This window comes from Rhodoglobus aureus (assembly GCF_039527955.1).
GTDB classification, from domain to species: domain Bacteria; phylum Actinomycetota; class Actinomycetes; order Actinomycetales; family Microbacteriaceae; genus Rhodoglobus; species Rhodoglobus aureus.
The window spans coordinates 114,796-131,683 of sequence record NZ_BAAAKW010000008.1; the positions used below are offsets into that span (position 1 = coordinate 114,796).

A 16,888-nucleotide genomic window follows, 5' to 3' on the forward strand; every position below is an offset into this window, starting at 1 on the left:
CGTTAACTGTCGAGCGTGGCCGTGGCTTCGGGTATTGAGGGCGGGTCGCTGTAGCCGAGCTCAGTCGTCGGCGGGGCGACGGACTACTGGCGGCGGCCAGGAGGTGTAGCCGAGCTCACGCGAAATATTGCGGGCGGTCTCTCGCAATACGTTCAGCACATTGTCTTCTGGTGGCCACTCGCTCGAGGGCAGCACCACGGCGACTGCCGCGATGACGCTGCCGTTTCGATCAGCGATGGGGGCCGCGATCGATGACTCCCCGAGCACGGCTTCGTCTTCTTCGGTCGCGATTCCGCGTTCAGCAATTTGGGCAAACTGCAGAATCAGTTTGGCGGGGTCGGTGATGGTGTCGCCGGTAAGGCTGCGCAGCGGCTTCTCGAACAGTTGGTCAGCGGCATCCGCGTTGTAGGTCAGCAAGATCTTGCCCATGGCCGAGGCGTGCACGGGTATCGATAGCCCTGTTTCTGGCATTTGTTCGCTGCCATCTGGCCGGTTGTTGTGATGGATGACGATCACTTCGTCAAAAAGTTCAGAGCCAAGGCGGGTGGCGAGCCCGGTTCGCCGCGAAAGTTCTTGGGTCCAGCGCATTGCTCGGGCGCGCACATCGAGGGTGTCGAGATAGACGTTGGAGAGTTTGAGCAGGGCGGGGCCGAGCATGTAGCGGTTGCCGCCGGGTTCTTTTGCGACGAGTCCGTGGGCTTTTAGCGACTTGACGATCCCATGGACTGTCGATGGAGGAAGGCCGAGCAGTCCCGCGAGCTCGGTGATGCCGAGGTGGCGCGCACCTTGAAGCGATGACAGCACTTGTGCTGCACGATCAATGGATTGGATCAAGGCGGTTCCTCATTCGTGGGCAGGGTTTCATTATGTCTGCATTGACTGTTTACTTTCGCACCCTCTCCACTTGACAAGATGATAGTGAACGTAGCATATTCGACATTATCGAATAACGTTCCGATAATGCCGAACGTTGGCGACACCCGGTCGCACATGCACAAACCAGTTCAAAGGAGAACTAATGGATGAGAACAAGCAGTGGCAGAAGCTGGCTGCAGAGTTCCTCGGAACCGCCTTCCTCGTATTCGTCGGTGTTGGCTCAGTGCCGGCAACCTTCATCCTGAACGGTGATGCACCGTTCACCATGGCTAGCCTCGGCATTATCGCCCTCGCGTTCGGCCTGATCGTCGTTGCGACGGTCTACGTCTTTGGGTACATCTCGGGAAACCACATCAACCCAGCAGTCACGCTCGGTCTCGCCGTCGCCGGCAAAATCCCCTGGCGCGAAGTTCCCGGCTACCTCGTTGCACAGATCCTCGGTGCCACGGCAGGAGCCTTCGCCATCGTCGGCGTGCTCGGTCAAGCCGCTGTCGAGGCAGGCTTGGGAGTCGCTGCTTTCAACCCCGACACGATCCCCGTCGGTCAAGCATTTTTCGCTGAGTTCGTTGGCACCTTCCTCCTCGTGTTCACCGTCTTTGGGGTTATCCACCGCAAGGCTGCCCCCGGATTTGCGGGACTCGCCATCGGTTTCGTCGTCTTCGCAGCGATCATTCCTGTCGGCCCCATTACTGGCGCATCCATCAACCCCGCTCGCACCACAGGCCCGATGATCGTTCAGCAAATCATGGGCGGCGAAGTTGCCTGGGAGCAGCTCTGGGTCTACCTCGGCGCTGAGCTCCTCGCCGGCGTTCTCGCAGCACTCGCATTCGGATTCATCTCCAAGACCAGCGCAGATAACACCACCCTCACCGAGGCACTCACGGAAGAGAAGGCTAACTAATGAAGAAACTCATCAACACCCCAGAGTCGGTACTCGCCGATGCACTCGCCGGCATCGACGCCGCGCACCCCGATCTCAAGGTCGACCACGTCAACCGCGTGATCTACCGCGCAGAACCGACCCGTGCCGGTAAGGTCGCTCTGATCTCCGGCGGTGGCTCGGGTCACGAACCGCTCCACGGCGGGTTCGTTGGTTTCGGGATGCTCGATGCCGCGTGTGCTGGCGAAGTCTTCACCTCTCCCACCCCCGACCAGATGCAGGAAGCCACCAAGGTTGCTGATTCTGGCGCCGGCGTGCTGCACATCGTCAAGAACTACACCGGCGACGTCATGAACTTCGAAATGGCGGCCGAGATGGCAGAGGCCGAAACCGGCGTCAAGGTTGCCTCGGTTGTCGTCAACGACGATGTGGCTGTGCAGGACTCGCTCTTCACAGCAGGACGCCGTGGGGTTGGCCTCACCGTATTTCTCGAAAAGATCGTTGGCGCAGCAGCAGAAGAGGGGCAAGATCTCGCCGCGGTCACCGCACTGGCACACCGCGTCAACGACTCCGGCCGCTCGATGGGCCTGGCTCTGACGAGCTGCACCGTTCCCGCAGCAGGAAAGCCCACCTTCGATCTGCCAGACGACATGATGGAAATCGGCGTTGGTATCCACGGAGAACCCGGTCGTCACCGCGAGAAGCTTGCGGATGCCGCATCCATCGCCAAACAACTGGTTGACCCGATCCTCTCCGACATGGATTTCACAGGCTCACCAGCCATTGTGATGCTCAACGGTATGGGTGGCACACCGCAGATTGAGTTGTACATCATGTACAACGAGGTCGCGAAACTGCTCGAAGCGGCCGGCATCACTGTTGCCCGCAACCTTGTCGGCGACTACATCACGAGCCTTGATATGGCCGGATGCTCAGTCACTATTCTCAAGGCTGATGAAGAAATGTTGAAACTATGGGATGCCCCGGTAAACACCGCCGGGCTCCGCTGGGGAGTCTAAGAACAATGTCTACAAGCACCATCTCTCTCGACCAACTGATCGCCTGGCTTTCGCGGTTTCGCGATCTCGTGACCGAGAAAAAGAGCTATTTGACTGAACTTGATTCGGCCATCGGCGACGCTGACCACGGTTCGAATATGACCCGCGGTATGGGCGCGGTTGTCGAGAAGATCGGTGCGGCACCCTCGACCGCCGTCGACGAACTCTTGAAGTCAGTGGGTATGACCCTCGTGACTTCCGTCGGCGGCGCAGCGGGCCCGCTTTACGGCACCCTCTTTTTGAGGATGGGGGTCAGCGCTGGGCCCGTGACCGAACTCGACGGTGCAGCCTTCGGGGCCGCACTGCGAGCCGGTCTCGATGGTGTTGTTGCTCGCGGCAAGGCTGAAGCCGGTGACAAGACAATGTTTGACGCTATTGATCCTGCGCTGGATGCCTGGGATGCTGCCGTCGCTGGCGGTAGTGATATTGCTGCTGCAGCATCCGCGGCTCTCGCAGCAGCTGAGAAGGGTCGCGATGCGACCGAGCCTCTCGTTGCCCGCAAGGGTCGCGCGAGCTACCTCGGTGAGCGCAGTGCTGGGCATATCGACCCCGGCGCGACCTCGAGCACTATGTTGTTCCAGGCGCTCGCCGACACCGTTACGAGCTGAGCGTGATCGGGATTGTTGTGGTGAGCCACAGCCCCGCCTTGGCGCGAGCCGCAGTGGATCTCTCCTTGGAGATGGTCGGGGAGAGCCCGCCGGCCATTGCGATTGCTGCCGGTGCTGGTGAAGGCGTGATCGGAACTGACGCGGTGAAGGTTGCCGAGGCGATCGATGAGGTCGCCAGTGGAGACGGCGTGCTTGTTTTCATGGATCTCGGCTCTGCCGTGCTGAGCGGCACGATGGCTACCGAGTTCATGACCACGAGGGACGAGGTCAGGCTCACAGATTCTCCCTTTGTTGAGGGGCTGATCGCCGCGGTCGTGCTGGCCAATGCCGGTGCGTCGCTCGACGAGGTTGATCGTGAGGCTCGAGCAGCGATGGGCGCCAAGCAGAGCCAGCTCGCTGGCCAGGGGGAAGCGCCTGCCGTCGAGCCTGCCGCCGCGTCAGTCGACAGCTCCAATTCCGATAGCTCTGCCGCCAGCTCGAACGCCGCAACCGCAGCACTCTTCGAGATCAGCGCAGAGGCACCACTCATCAATCCAGACGGTTTGCACTCGCGACCAGCGGCCGCAATCGTTCAAGCGCTCGCCAAGGTTGAGGCGAAGGTCACGATCACCGACGTCACGTCGGGCAAGGGGCCGGTGGCAGCGAACAGCTTGATCGGCATCATGTCGCTCGGCGCGACCAAGGATCATGTGGTGAAGTTCTCCGCGACAGGAGCTGCTGCTCAGGATGCGGTTGATCTGCTCGTGGCAATGGCTGCTGATGGCTTCGGCGAACTTGGGAGTTAGATACCCGCTGGCGCAGTAATTGCTCCCTGTCAGATCACTCTTTTGCGGTAGGCCGTCGCCGTGGCGGCTGAGAGTGGGGGTACGCTCACGTTCGACATGAATCGCCAGCTCACCCTCCTCTTCGCCGCCTTTGAGGCTCTCTTAGTGGTCGCTATCGGTATTGCGATACCGCTGGTTCCGCTTACGCTCTTGTGGGGCATCCATTACGGTCTTGCGATCGATTGGACAGTGTTCTGGCGTGCGGCTGTAGACATCTGGTTGGTCGGCCATGGCGTTGATATGACGGTGGTGTTGGATCCAACTGTCTCGAAGTCGCTTGGCTTCGCTGCGGCGAGCACACCCGTGACGATCACGATCGCGCTGCTCGGTTTTTCGCTGCTCACGGTGCTCTTGGGTGTTCGGGCCGGCCGCCGCGTCGCAGAGACAACCCACGCGCTGCTTGGCACCTTTGCGTCACTCGTCACGTTTGGGCTTGCGTCGCTGATTGTCACGCTTTCGGCGCAGCATCCGGTTGCGAATCCCTCGCTGTGGCAGGGCGCGCTCTTGCCGACGGTGGTGTTTGCGGTTGGCCTCCTCATTGGCAGCCAAGTGGTGAGCACGAAGAGTCGCGTTGTTGGCCCGGTTCGCCGGTGGGTTCTCGGATGGCCGTCTCACGTGCGCACAATCCTGGCGACGTCGCTGCGAGGCGGTGCAATCGCGGCTGCCGGATTGCTGACGATCGCGTCAATTGCCACGATGCTGGCGATTATCACGTCCTATGCCGAGATCATCAGTCTGTATGAAGCGCTGCACACTGAGGTGCTTGGCGGCGTTGCAGTAACCCTTGGGCAGCTCGCGCTGTTGCCCAACGTTGTTCTCTGGGCCACGTCCTGGTTGGTGGGTCCTGGCTTCGCCATTGGCGTGGGTTCCACGGTGTCACCGCTGGCTACGTCGTTGGGTCCGATTCCGGCGATTCCGGTGCTGGGCGCTCTGCCCATTGGCGACTTTGCGTTCGGTTATGTTGGGCTTCTTGCCCCGGTGGTTGTTGGATTCTTGGTGGCGGCGGTTCTTGGCCCGCGTATTGCTGGCGAATTGCGTCGTCGCGAGCTGGCGATCGTGGCTCTGGGTATAGGCGTGGCGGCGGCAGCGATCATCGGGTTGCTCGTGTGGGCTTCGGCGGGTTCTGCTGGACCGGGGCGCCTCAGTCATGTTGGTCCTCAGCCTTGGATAGTCACAGCGTGGGCCTTCGTGGAGTTCTCGGTCGCTGCTGGTCTCGGTTTGTTGACTTCTGCACGCCCAGAGCGGGCAGATGACGGGTTCACGCAGCGCTAGGCTGGGTGGGTGCTCACACTCGTTGTCTTGATCTCAGGGGGCGGGTCTAACCTCGCGGCCCTGCTCGAAGCGGCCGAAAGCGCCGATTTTCCGGCGCGCGTCCTCGCTGTTGGCGCCGACCGTGCCGCCGACGGCCTCGATCATGCCGAGCATTACGGCATCCCCACTTTCTCGGTTCCCATGTCCAGCTTCGCTAGTCGCGAGGAGTGGGGCGACGAGCTGCTTGAGCAAATCCAGCTGTGGAATGCCGACCTCGTGGTGCTGAGCGGTTTCATGAAATTGCTGCCGCCGCGGGTGGTCGAAGCGTTGTCCCCCAACATCATTAACACGCATCCGGCGTACCTCCCTGAATTCCCGGGTGCGCACGCGGTTCGGGATGCTCTCACCGCCGGTGCAACTCAGACGGGTGCCAGCGTTATCAAGGTCGACAACGGTGTCGATAGTGGTCCGATCATCGTGCAAGAGCGCGTCGCGATCGAGCCCGGAGATACCGAAGGACATTTGCACGCACGCATTAAGCCGGTCGAGCGCCGCCTTCTTGTGCAAACGATCAAAGACATCGCCACTAACCGCATCAACCTAAAGGAACTCTGAATCTTATGAGCGGCCCAAGCCATAACCCTGCTGACTTTCGCGAACGCGACGTTGTTCCTATCCGCCGCGCCCTCATTTCGGTGAGTGACAAGTCGGGGCTTCTCGAACTTGCTGGCGCGCTCGCGGCAGCCGGTGTTGAGTTGGTATCGACCGGTTCGACCGCCAAGACGATTGCTGCTGCCGGCCACGAGGTCACCGAGGTGTCAAGCGTCACAGGCTTCCCCGAGTCGCTCGACGGTCGCGTCAAGACCTTGCACCCCGCAGTGCACGCGGGAATCCTCGCCGACCTTCGCCTCGAATCGCACGAAGCACAGCTTGACGAGCTCGGCATCAAGGCGTTCGACCTCGTCGTTGTCAACCTCTACCCCTTCGTTGAGACAGTTGCGTTGGGCGCAATGCCTGCCGACATCGTTGAGCAGATCGACATCGGTGGCCCCGCCATGGTGCGCGCTTCAGCCAAGAACCACGCCAACGTTGCGATCGTCACAAGTCCAGACAGCTACGACGAGATCATCGCCGCGGCAGCCGGAGACGGAACGAGCTTTGCGCAGCGCTACGCCCTCGCCTCTCAGGCTTTCGCGCACACCGCCGCCTATGACACCGCGGTATCGCAGTGGTTCCTGACCGGCGCACTGCTGGGAGATGCGGATGCCGCGGCATCCGCCCCCGCGTTCCCCACCCACATTGACGTTGCCGCCGATCAACTCGCGGTGCTGCGCTACGGCGAAAACTCGCACCAGCAGGCAGGGCTCTACGGAGTAGCCGGCTCGAGCGGAATCGCTCAGGCTACCCAACTCGGTGGCAAAGAGATGTCGTACAACAACTATGTGGATGCCGACGCCGCCCTGCGCGCCGCCTACGACCACGAGACTCCGGCTGTTGCGGTCATCAAGCACGCTAACCCGTGCGGAATCGCCACTGCGGCCACGATCGCAGAAGCTCATGTTTTGGCGCACGCGTGCGACCCGATCTCGGCGTATGGCGGAGTCATCGCAGCAAACGGCATCATCACCAAGGCCGCGGCAGAGTCGATTTCGCCGATCTTCACCGAGGTTGTTGTTGCCCCAGGGTTCGAGCCGGAAGCTCTCGAGATTTTGACGGCGAAGAAGAACCTTCGACTGCTGCAGTTGCCCGAGGCATATGGTCGCGAGGGTAGTGAGATTCGCCAAATTTCGGGCGGCATGCTTGTGCAGCAGCTCGATAACCACTTTGCGCCAGTTTCCACTTGGACGCTGGCGGCGGGCGATGCGGCAGACGCTGACACTCTCGCGGACCTTGAGTTTGCGTGGCGAGCAGTGCGCGCCGTGAAGTCGAACGCTATTTTGCTGGCCAACGGTGGAGCATCCGTCGGCGTGGGCATGGGGCAGGTCAACCGGGTTGACTCCTGCCAGTTGGCGATTTCGCGTGCCGGCGACCGCGCCGCGGGCTCGGTTGCGGCCAGCGACGCGTTCTTCCCCTTTGCTGATGGCTTGCAGCTGCTGCTTGACGCTGGTGTTCGCGCTGTGGTTCAGCCAGGTGGCTCCATTCGCGATGAAGAAGTGATCGCTGCAGCGATCGAAGCGGGCGTCACGATGTACTTCACGGGCGAGCGCCACTTCTTCCACTAGCGGGCAGAAAGAGCCAATTAACGGCGTAAGGCAAACGCATATGTTTCGACCGATATGTTGGGGACCATGATTAGTGTGGGTCGGCGTTTAGCCGCAGCGTTTATTTCTGGAATTGCCGTCGCTGGCACCGTATATCTAGCAACAGGATTGGCGTTCTTTATAGCGAACGGTGCAGCAGCCGAGAATCTGCCAGCGATCGCTGAGTACTTCTTCCCGATGGCAGCAGTGCTCTTCGTGCTCTATTCGCTTGTCTCCGCGCTGGAGATCCACCGTTACTGGTTCACGGCAGCGGTTGTTGGCCTTGTGCTCGGTATCGTCTCGGCAATCGCGGGCACAGCGCTCGGAATTATTGCGACTGGCGCCGAACTGAACGCTGAGGCGTTCACGTTCATCCTTGCTACGCTCCTGGGCACCAACCTGATCTTTGTTGTCGTCACCGTCATCGCTGCGATGACTGTTGGTCGCCGCGTCTGGAACGCATTCACTGCGGGCGGAGTCGAGCCGACTCGGTTGATCGCCCTAGTTCGCGCACCGTCGTCGCGTATGGCGGAGGGTGAACTCACCCATCTCGACCGCGTTCCTGTGGATGCTGACCTCGCTGACACCCAGTGGGAGGGCTACGTCGAAGCACTGCGCGCCAACGGTTTCGAGACCATTGAGGTTGCTGCAGCCGACGAGCTCGCCGATTCTGTCTTTATCGAAGACACTGTAGTGATCTTCGGTGACGTTGCGGTGCTCACGAGCCCCGGTGCTGAGAGCCGTCAAGCCGAGGTTGAGGCCGTGCGCGCCAGTGTTTCAGCGCTCGCGCTCGAAGTGCACGAGATCACCCAGCCCGGCACTCTCGACGGCGGTGACGTGCTCAAGGTTGGTTCTACCGTCTACGTCGGTCGCGGTGGGCGCACGAACGCCGAAGGCATCCGCCAGCTTCGCGCCCTGGTTTCCCCTCTGGGTTACTCAGTAATTGCCGTTCCTGTTGAGAAGGTTCTGCACCTCAAGAGTGGAGTTACGGCTCTGCCTGACGGAACCGTTATTGGCTACGCCGATCTCGTCGACAACGTTGACCTTTACGATCGTTTCTTGGCTGTTCCTGAGGCCGAGGGCGCCGCTGTTGTTGTGCTATCGGATGACGCTGTGCTCATGTCGTCCTCTGCGCCTAAGACTGCGGCACTCATCGAAAATCTCGGGTATCGCGTTGTCACGGTCGACGTGTCAGAGTTTGAGAAGATGGAAGGCTGCGTTACGTGCCTTTCGGTGCGCATCCGCTGAATTGAGTCAATTTCACAAAATCGTGGTTTAACGATTGTGAATACGCTGTGGCAGGCATATCCTAAAAAGCTGTCTGCTCAGCGTCACCCCCGACATGATGCAGCGGTTCACGGCCGCGACTGAAGCGGCCCGCAGTAAATGCGATCACCGTTGGCGGTGATCCCCACTCGTCAAGGAACCACGGTGTCACAACAGTCTGTCCAGCCCGAGCGCGTTAAAGCGGTCGGCACTTTTGCGGCGATCCGCCGGCTTTACCCCTACGCGAAGTCGGCGATGCCACACATTTATTTAGGAATGGGTGCTGCGCTCGCCGCTGGCGTCGTTGCGCTGCTGATCCCGCAGGTTCTGCGTTCGCTGGTTGACGGACCGCTGCAATCAGGCGACTCATCGCAGATCTGGCCGGCGTTCTATATCGTCTTGGGGCTCGGCGTTGTCGAGGCCATCATGATCGCGCTGCGTCGATTCTTTGTGCTGACGCCGGGAACGCATGTTGAGGCGCGAATGCGAAACACCCTCTACATGACGCTGCAACATCTTCCCGTGAGCTTCCACGACCGGTGGCCGAGCGGTCAGTTGTTGTCGCGCGCCGTCAGCGATCTCAATCTGATTCGGCGCTGGTTATCGTTCGGCCTGGTGCTTCTCGTCGTCAATGTGCTCACAATCGTTGTCGGTCTCATCTTCCTGGTGAACATTTCTTGGGTGCTCGGCGTCATCTTCATCGTCACCTCGATTCCTCTCTGGATCTACGGTTACGTCTTCGAAAAGAAGTACTCGATTGTGGCTCGTCGCAGCCAGGACCAAACCGGAGACCTCGCAACCGCTGTTGAGGAGTCGGTGCACGGCATCCGTGTGCTGAAAGCGTTTGGTCGTGGCAATCATGCGCTGACAGGTTTCTCGGCCCAAGCAGAAAGCCTGCGCGGTACCGAGATCGAGAAAGCGCGTGCCATCGCTGGCATCTGGCTGTGGCTGCTTCTTGTGCCTGACGTGATGTTTGCTCTTGGACTGCTCGGAGGTGTCTGGCTTGTCGTTCAGGGCAACATCTCTGCCGGCGATCTGGTGGCGTTCTTCGCCACTGCAACCGTCTTGCGTTTCCCGGTGGAATCCATCGGCTTCTTGCTCTCAATGACCTTCGACGCCCGCACGGCCGCCGACCGCTTCTTCGAAGTGATGGACACTGAGAACGCCATTACCAACCCCGAGCACCCAGAAACGATTGTGGATAGCAAGGGTCACCTCGAGTTCACCAATGTGCACTTCCGCTACCCAGACTCACCCGCGAATGTTCCCGACCTCATCAACGGCGTCAACCTGAGCATTGAGCCGGGGGAGACCATGGCGCTTGTCGGGTTGACCGGTTCGGGCAAGTCAACGATTACCGCGCTCACGACCCGCCTGTATGACGTCACCGAGGGGTCGATCACTATCGACGGTGTCGACGTTCGTGACCTGACGTTGCTCGAACTGCGACGACACCTGGCGATGGCCTTTGAGGACGCCACCCTGTTCTCCTCGAGTGTGCGCGAAAACGTGCTCATGGGCCGCCCGGACTCGACTGAAGAAGAACTGCGCGAAGCACTCAGCATCGCTCAGGCCGACTTTGTATACGACCTCCCAGCCGGGCTCGACACCCTCGTTGGTGAAGAGGGGCTTAGCCTCTCGGGCGGTCAGCGCCAGCGCCTCGCACTTGCTCGCGCGGTCGCAGCGAAGCCAGCGGTGCTCGTGCTTGACGATCCGCTCTCTGCACTCGACGTCGATACTGAAGCACTCGTCGAAGCCGCATTGCGCAGAATTCTGAGCTCCACGACCGGGCTCATCGTGGCGCACCGTCCATCAACAGTGATGCTCGCTGATCGGGTGGCTCTGCTCGAAGACGGCAAGGTCACCGCAGTCGGAAGGCATTCCGACCTTTTGGCGACCAGCAGCCACTATCGCTACGTCATATCGAGTCTCGAAGAAGAGGAACAGGAGGTCAGCTCATGAGCGTAATGGGAACCTCCGGCGAAGAGCGCAACGACTACACGAAAGACGAGAGCCGCCAAATTCGGCAGCGCTCGCTGCGCCTGCTTGGATCGCTGATCTCGCCGCTGCGCGCCCGTGTGATTCTCACGATGGCTGTCGTCGTGGTGAGCACCGCGGCGCAGGTTGCAGGCCCGGCACTGATCGCCTACGGCATCGATCGAGCGCTTCCTGCTCTCATCAATGGCAACAGTCTGCCGCTCGTGTTTACCGTCGTCGCCTACCTGATTACCGGCATTGCTGGAGCAACGATGATCGCCTGGTACACCGTGCTGAGCGCGCGGGTGAGCCAAGCGATTCTCTTTGACCTGCGCAAGCGTGTGTTCTTGCACACCCAGCGGCTGAGTCTCGAGTTCCACGAAAGCTACACCTCTGGGCGCATCATCGCGCGTCAAACCAGTGACCTCGATGCGATCCGCGAACTGCTCGACTCTGGCATCAACCAGCTCGTTCAGGGCGCCCTCTACATGGTGTTCATTGCCATCGCGATGTTCTCGCTCGACTGGGTAAGCGGTGTCGTGTTGTTCTGCGCGCTCATCCCGCTGGCTTTCCTCACCCGGTGGTTCCAGTTGCGTTCGCAACTGCACTTCCGCGAAACTCGCACGACCTCGGCCAAGCTGATCGTGCATTTCGTCGAGACCATGACGGGCATTCGTGCGGTCAAGGCATTCCGCAAAGAGGAGCGCAACCGCGAACACTTTGGCGGGCTTGTCGAGAACTATCGGGATGCCAACGCCCGCGTCATCCGCCTGTTCGGAATTTTTGACCCCGGTCTCGTTCTCATTGGAAACGTTGCTTTGGCGATGATCCTGCTGATCGGCGGGTTGCGCGTTTCGACGGGTGATCTGGCGATCGGCGCGCTGCTCGGCGCTCTGCTGTATGCCCGCCAGTTCTTCGCTCCTGCCCAGGAGATGGCGATGTTCTACAACTCGTATCAGTCGGCAGCTGCAGCACTGGAGAAAATTTCTGGTGTGCTTGAAGAGCGGCCGAGTGTTGCCGACCCCACCACTCCGATTGACCTGCGCAAGGCCAGCGGAACGGTGAAATTCGACGGCGTCGAGTTTGCCTACAACTCTGACAAGGTGATTCTGCCTAAGTTCGATCTTGAACTGCCGGCCGGACAAACTATTGCGATGGTGGGCACGACGGGTGCCGGAAAATCTACCCTTGCGAAGCTGATCTCCCGGTTCTACGACCCGAGCCAGGGTACTATTTCTCTTGACGGCGTCGATCTGCGCAAGCTGCACCCCAAAGATCTTCGCCGCGCGATCGTGATGGTCACCCAGGAGGCGTATCTCTTCTCGGGAAACGTCGCAGACAACATCTCCCTCGGCAAGCCCGATGCGACCCGGGAGGAGATCATCAAGGCCGCGAAAGCTGTGGGGGCACACGAATTCATCGAGGCTCTGCCCAACGGCTATGAGACCGACGTGAACAAGCGTGGTGGGCGAGTGAGTGCCGGGCAGAGACAACTGTTGTCGTTCGCGCGGGCGTTCATTGCGGACCCGGTGTTGCTGATTCTGGATGAAGCTACCGCGTCACTGGATATTCCGAGCGAGCGACTCGTGCAGGCCGGCCTTCAAACGCTGCTCTCCGATCGCACCGCCATCATCATCGCCCACCGCCTATCGACGGTAGCGATCGCTGACCGCGTGCTCGTCATGGAGCACGGTCGGATCGTCGAAGACGGAACACCGCAGGATCTCATCTCGGGAACGGGACGCTTTGCGCAGTTGCACGCAGCGTGGCGCGACTCGCTCGTTTAGCGCTTGACCCTGGTCGCCCCTAACCACCACCAGTCCGCAGAGGCATGAGCGGCTAGGGGCGGTAGCGCGCGAGCCTCAGGTTGACGCGGTAGCTGCCGTCGGGCATCCATTTCAGAGGCGTTGACTCGTGCTCGTAATAAGAGAGTGCCTGATCTTCGTGACAGACCGGTGGATGCCCGCCCGCACGAATGACGCGCCACCATGTGAACTCAGAGCCGTAGCGTGCCATGACGGTGCCGACGGCTCGCGCGGCACGAGAGCCGATCGTCGCTGCCACATCGCCGTAGGTCATCACCTGGCCGGCGGGAATCGCGTCGACGACAGCAAGCACTCGGCTGACGAAGTCGTCGCCGGGAGGGTGCACGAGTTCTCAAACCTGCGCGCGGCGTTAGAAGGTGTACTCGCCGAGCTTCTCGCCGTATTGGGTTTCGCCAACAACGATGAAGCCGACCTTGAGGAAGAACTGCTCGGGGCCGTCGTCGCCCTCTTCCCAGATGGCGGTGATGCGGTCGAAGCCACGACTGCGGGCCTCTTCGCTGAGTGCCTTGACGGCGAAGCGCCCAACGCCTTCGCCCTGGGCGTCGCCAGAAACACTGACACGCCAGATGCAACTGCGGAACTCTTCTTGCGAAGCATTGGCGTCAAAGTTGCCGCGAATGAACCCAACAACCTTGTCGCCATCGAGAACAACGCGGGGCCACGAGGTAAGTGGATCGATAAAAGCGTCCGCGATCGCGTAGGAAGGCGGCGTAACAAACTGCTCCTGCCCGCGTCGCAGCGAGAGATTGTTGGCGGCAACAATAGTGCTTGCCGATAGCTCTTCAAGTCGTAAGTCGCCCATGGATACAGGCTAACCCGAGGTAGACAGATGCGCCAAGGTATCTCTATGTCGAGATAGTTAAGAAAAAGAGTAAGCTGGTAGAGGCCACTAACTAAGGAGCAAAGCTTGTCCAAGATCAAGGTAGAAGGCACCGTCGTCGAACTCGACGGCGACGAAATGACGCGCATTATTTGGCACCGGATCAAGGAAACCCTGATCCACCCCTACGTCGACGTCAACCTCGAGTACTACGACCTCGGCATTGAAAGCCGCGACGCAACCGACGATCAAATCACCATCGATGCGGCTCACGCCATCCAGAAGCACGGTGTTGGCGTCAAGTGCGCAACGATCACGCCCGATGAGGCGCGCGTTGAAGAGTTCGGTCTCAAGAAGATGTGGCGCAGCCCCAACGGCACCATCCGCAACATCCTGGGCGGCGTGATTTTCCGCGAGCCCATCATCATCTCGAACATCCCCCGTCTCGTTCCGGGCTGGAACAAGCCGATCATCATCGGCCGTCACGCTTTCGGTGACCAGTACCGCGCAACCGACTTCCGGTTCAAGGGCAAGGGAAAGCTGACCGTAGAGTTCGCTCCCGAAGACGGCTCAGAGCCCATGAAGTTTGAGGTTTACGACTCTCCGGGCGACGGTATCGCCCAGGTTCAGTACAACCTCGACGACTCGATCGTTGACTTCGCTCGTGCCAGCCTCAACTACGGCCTCACGCGCAACTACCCCGTGTACCTCTCGACGAAGAACACGATCCTCAAGGCCTATGACGGTCGCTTCAAGGACATCTTTGAAGAGATCTTCCAGACTGAGTTCAAGGACAAGTTCGACGCAGCAGGGCTTACTTACGAGCACCGCCTCATCGACGACATGGTCGCATCGGCCATGAAGTGGGAGGGCGGCTACGTCTGGGCTTGCAAGAACTACGACGGTGACGTTCAGTCAGACACCGTAGCTCAGGGCTTCGGCTCGCTCGGCCTCATGACCTCCGTTCTGGCAACGCCAGACGGAAAGGTTGTTGAAGCAGAGGCAGCTCACGGCACCGTGACTCGTCACTACCGCCAGCACCAGCAAGGCAAGCCAACGTCCACGAACCCGATCGCTTCGATCTACGCGTGGACCCGTGGACTCGCTCACCGCGGCGTGCTCGACAGCAACCAGGAACTCATCGACTTCGCGTCGACCCTGGAAGACGTCGTCATCAAGAGCGTCGAAGACGGTCACATGACAAAGGACCTCGCGCTCCTCGTCGGACCCGACCAGAAGTGGGAAACCACCGAAGAGTTCCTCGACACGCTCGACAAGAACCTCGCGCTGCGCTTGTCATAAGCGGAGCTTGGGGTAAGCAGAGCTTCGCGTAACTGCAGCTCACTTCGCTAGCGGCGACCTCGCTGAGGTCAGCACGCTCAAAAAGGCCCGGAAGCTTCGGCTTCCGGGCCTTTCTGCTTGTCGAACACTCGCAGGTGATCTCTCACGATGCATCGATACTCTTATACCGTTCCTAGCTGCTGGTCTACCGGCACGCGGTGAATTCGGGACGAGCTGCGTTATCTGAGGAGACAGCAATGACCGTGGTGATTGCAGGCTGTGGCGACCTGGGTACTGAAACCGGGCTGCGGTTCGCGGCTGTAGGGCATCGAGTGATGGGACTGCGACGGTCGATAGGGAAACTGCCGCCCGAGATCGAAGGGCAGTCAGTCGACCTGTCCACAGAAGTGCCGACGCTGCCAGCAGACACCAGCATCGTGATGATTGCTATGAGTCCGGATGTTCGCAGCGTCGATGGATATCGTGCGGCCTATGTAGACAGCGTGCGCAATATCGCAACGGCCATCCGCCGTGATTGCACTGTGCCGCCACGGGTCGTGTACGTGTCATCGACTGCGGTCTACGGCGTAGTTGACGGTTCCTGGGTTGATGAATCGACTGCTGCTGAACCCACCGCGTCGACAGCTGTCGTGTTGCGAGAGGCCGAGGATCTGGTTCTCAACAAGATTCCTGACGCGACCATTCTGCGCCTGGCGGGCATTTATGGCCCCGGTCGCACTCGACAGATTGACCGCATCCGTGACGGGGTCGAGACGATTTCGTTCGAACCACGGTTCACCAATCTGATCCATCGCGACGACGCAGCCGCGGCCATCGTGCACCTCACGACTATGAACGACAGGCCGGCGACGATATACATCGGCGTTGACGACTGCCCAGCTGATCAGCGCGAGATTGTGGAGTTCTTGGCACGCAAGCTCGATCGCCCGGTGCCGCAGGTTGGCCCCGGCCCCGGCAGCACCAGCAGCGGCAGTGCGACCAGCGGCAGTGGGCTCGGCCACGGCAAACGATGCCACAACACCCGGCTTCGGGAATCTGGATTCGAGTTCGCCTACCCCAGCTATCGGGAAGGGTATGCGGCTGTTTTGGAGGGTGTTGGCGTCCGTCATTCGTAGAAAATGAGGCTGCGCCCGCCCGCCTTTCGCTCCATCAAAAAGTCTTCTCCCTTTTTTCGTTCCCGGTTACCGTGGCCATTTCTGCAGCATGCTCGAGGAGTACCTGCTTGAGCTGCGTTACTTGTTCGGTGAGCTCAGTGACTTCGCGGCGGGTAGCGACGTGCGAGAGTTCATCCTGGGCGGCAACCCGGTCGACAATCCACGAGGCGAGGGTTGCGGTAACAACACCGAGCAGGGCGATACCCGCCACCATGACACCTGCCGCGATTACTCGCCCGAGCGTCGTGGCGGGGTAGATGTCGCCATACCCAACGGTCGTGATTGTGACGAAAGCCCACCAGATGGCATCCCCGAGATTCGAGATCTGGGTGCTCGCGGCGTTGCGTTCAGTGTCGAGAATGGCGAGCCCGGCCACGAACACTAACAGGAGAGAAGCACCAACAGCGTAAATGAGTACGCTGCCACGGACGGCACTTCCCGCTCGCCGCTGGAGTGCGCTCAGCAGCGTGACCAGGCGCAGGAGGCGCAGCGGGCGCAACATCGGCAGCACGACGACCAAGAGATCGAAGAGATGCCGAGTGAACCAGTGCAAGCGTCGCTCGGCAAGAATCAGGTTCACCAGGTAGTCCACGACAAACACCACCCAGGTGACGGCGATGATGATCTCCGCAATGAGCATCGCTCTGCCGGTGAGGTTCGCGATCACCTCCCACGCGTAGGCAGCCAAGAACACGGCGGCTGCGCTAGCTGTAGTTCCCCGGGACGTTGTGATCGTTTGAGTTAGCGAAGACCTCCGGCAGGATGTGGGTACCACCCTCACATCCTCGACCGAAGGTCTTCATGAC

At 60.3% G+C, this 16,888-nt stretch carries 16 protein-coding genes; 12 read left to right on the forward strand and 4 right to left on the reverse strand.

Going from position 1 to position 16,888, the window contains the following annotated elements; translation table 11 throughout:
• Positions 1-60 precede the first annotated feature (60 nt).
• Positions 61-834, reverse strand: a complete 774-nt coding sequence (locus ABD112_RS01995; RefSeq protein ID WP_141990794.1) for an IclR family transcriptional regulator — start codon at positions 832-834, stop codon at positions 61-63.
• Positions 835-1,018: 184 nt separating this feature from the next.
• On the opposite strand from ABD112_RS01995, the gene ABD112_RS02000 reads away from it, so the two are divergent.
• The 10 genes from ABD112_RS02000 to ABD112_RS02045 all read left to right on the forward strand — a co-directional run bounded on the left by ABD112_RS02000 (position 1,019) and on the right by ABD112_RS02045 (position 12,767).
• Positions 1,019-1,777, forward strand: a complete 759-nt coding sequence (locus tag ABD112_RS02000) for an MIP/aquaporin family protein (protein ID WP_343922705.1) — start codon at positions 1,019-1,021, stop codon at positions 1,775-1,777.
• The gene (gene dhaK / locus ABD112_RS02005; RefSeq protein ID WP_343922707.1) at positions 1,777-2,775 is read left to right on the forward strand and encodes a dihydroxyacetone kinase subunit DhaK; all 999 of its coding nucleotides are present in this window, start codon (positions 1,777-1,779) and stop codon (positions 2,773-2,775) included. Before ABD112_RS02000 ends, dhaK begins: the two co-directional genes overlap by 1 nt.
• A 5-nt stretch (positions 2,776-2,780) precedes the next feature.
• Positions 2,781-3,422 (forward strand): dihydroxyacetone kinase subunit DhaL, encoded by a 642-nt coding sequence (dhaL, locus tag ABD112_RS02010; RefSeq protein ID WP_343922709.1) that lies wholly within the window; start codon positions 2,781-2,783, stop codon positions 3,420-3,422.
• Between the two features lie 2 nt (positions 3,423-3,424).
• Entirely contained in the window at positions 3,425-4,207 is a 783-nt protein-coding gene (dhaM, locus tag ABD112_RS02015) for a dihydroxyacetone kinase phosphoryl donor subunit DhaM (protein ID WP_343922711.1), read from the forward strand.
• 60 nt (positions 4,208-4,267) lie between these two features.
• Positions 4,268-5,518, forward strand: a complete 1,251-nt coding sequence (locus tag ABD112_RS02020) for a cell division protein PerM (protein ID WP_343922713.1) — start codon at positions 4,268-4,270, stop codon at positions 5,516-5,518.
• A 9-nt stretch (positions 5,519-5,527) separates the two neighbouring features.
• Positions 5,528-6,112, forward strand: a complete 585-nt coding sequence (purN, locus tag ABD112_RS02025; protein ID WP_343922715.1) for a phosphoribosylglycinamide formyltransferase — start codon at positions 5,528-5,530, stop codon at positions 6,110-6,112.
• Between the two features lie 5 nt (positions 6,113-6,117).
• A complete protein-coding gene (gene purH, locus ABD112_RS02030; RefSeq protein ID WP_343922717.1) occupies positions 6,118-7,719 on the forward strand; it encodes a bifunctional phosphoribosylaminoimidazolecarboxamide formyltransferase/IMP cyclohydrolase in 1,602 nt (533 codons plus the stop codon).
• Between the two features lie 66 nt (positions 7,720-7,785).
• Positions 7,786-8,985, forward strand: coding sequence for a dimethylargininase (gene ddaH, locus ABD112_RS02035; protein WP_343922718.1), 1,200 nt, complete (start codon positions 7,786-7,788; stop codon positions 8,983-8,985).
• A 273-nt stretch (positions 8,986-9,258) separates the two neighbouring features.
• Positions 9,259-10,965 carry an ABC transporter ATP-binding protein gene (locus ABD112_RS02040; RefSeq protein ID WP_343922736.1) on the forward strand — a complete coding sequence of 569 codons (1,707 nt, stop codon included), beginning with the start codon at positions 9,259-9,261 and terminating at the stop codon, positions 10,963-10,965.
• Positions 10,962-12,767 carry an ABC transporter ATP-binding protein gene (locus ABD112_RS02045; protein WP_343922720.1) on the forward strand — a complete coding sequence of 602 codons (1,806 nt, stop codon included), beginning with the start codon at positions 10,962-10,964 and terminating at the stop codon, positions 12,765-12,767. The genes ABD112_RS02040 and ABD112_RS02045 overlap by 4 nt, the downstream gene beginning before the upstream one ends.
• Before the next feature lie 52 nt (positions 12,768-12,819).
• Here the strand turns inward: ABD112_RS02045 and ABD112_RS02050 are convergent, their stop codons facing one another.
• Together ABD112_RS02050 and ABD112_RS02055 are read right to left on the reverse strand one after the other, a co-directional pair.
• The gene (locus tag ABD112_RS02050; RefSeq protein WP_343922722.1) at positions 12,820-13,131 is read right to left on the reverse strand and encodes an MGMT family protein; all 312 of its coding nucleotides are present in this window, start codon (positions 13,129-13,131) and stop codon (positions 12,820-12,822) included.
• Between the two features lie 24 nt (positions 13,132-13,155).
• Entirely contained in the window at positions 13,156-13,608 is a 453-nt protein-coding gene (locus tag ABD112_RS02055) for a GNAT family N-acetyltransferase (RefSeq protein ID WP_343922724.1), read from the reverse strand.
• A 105-nt stretch (positions 13,609-13,713) separates the two neighbouring features.
• Here ABD112_RS02055 and ABD112_RS02060 point away from each other — a divergent pair, with 105 nt between their 5' ends.
• Positions 13,714-14,928: an NADP-dependent isocitrate dehydrogenase gene (locus ABD112_RS02060; RefSeq protein WP_343922726.1), complete on the forward strand. Its 1,215-nt coding sequence runs from the start codon at positions 13,714-13,716 to the stop codon at positions 14,926-14,928.
• A gap of 236 nt (positions 14,929-15,164) precedes the next feature.
• The gene (locus tag ABD112_RS02065) at positions 15,165-16,043 is read left to right on the forward strand and encodes a Rossmann-fold NAD(P)-binding domain-containing protein (RefSeq protein WP_343922728.1); all 879 of its coding nucleotides are present in this window, start codon (positions 15,165-15,167) and stop codon (positions 16,041-16,043) included.
• A 34-nt stretch (positions 16,044-16,077) separates the two neighbouring features.
• Here ABD112_RS02065 and ABD112_RS02070 read toward each other — a convergent pair whose 3' ends face one another.
• Positions 16,078-16,776, reverse strand: coding sequence for a potassium channel family protein (locus ABD112_RS02070; RefSeq protein WP_343922730.1), 699 nt, complete (start codon positions 16,774-16,776; stop codon positions 16,078-16,080).
• Between the last annotated feature and the right edge of the window lie 112 nt (positions 16,777-16,888).